Source organism: Vibrio sp. 2134-1, from assembly GCF_033339495.1.
This window is the reverse complement of the sequence record NZ_JAWOUS010000847.1, coordinates 1-544: the sequence shown is the minus strand read 5'-3', so window position 1 is coordinate 544 and position 544 is coordinate 1. Positions and strand designations below refer to the sequence as shown.

1 protein-coding gene is annotated in these 544 nt (G+C 48.9%); it reads right to left on the bottom strand.

What is annotated here, in order from left to right; translation table 11 throughout:
• Nucleotides 1–70: 70 nt before the first annotated feature.
• Nucleotides 71–544: YcjF family protein (locus tag R7R78_RS28880; protein WP_225474938.1), on the bottom strand; the 474-nt coding region annotated here is incomplete at its 5' end.

The following is a 544-nucleotide window of genomic DNA, read 5'->3' as shown; positions in this document are numbered from 1 at the left end:
AAAGTTGACAGTAGTTTCTATCAAGCTTGTATTGGCGTCAAGCAATCCTATCGGTCAAAGGTGATATTCGTTATGGTTTCATCGTGATTGATGCAACTTTCGCCACCACGGCTTTGCGGATAGTCCCGAGTTTGACTTGGCGATCAGGATACCAAGGAAGCGGACGCAGTAAGGCCATCGCTTTCAATCCTAAACGCGCAGTAAGAATCCCCACGCCAAGCCCCTGCCCTGCACGAGCAGAAACTTTGCCAGCAAGATCCATCGACATCAAATCCATACCAGCGTCAATGGCTAACTCACTTGCGCCTGCCGCAGCCATATTGACGAATACCGATCTCAATAGCTTGATGCGCGAAGCATAACCTAATTCAACGCCATACACTTTGGATAAGTTATCGATCATTTTGAAGTTTCGCCACGCCACCAGCAACATATCAGCGGCGGCGAGTGGACTTACCGCAACTAGCGCAGCAGACTCAGTCGCGTGCTGAGAAACCACTTTTGTAGCCAGCTTGTCTTGTTGACTAACGACCATAGAATCGTA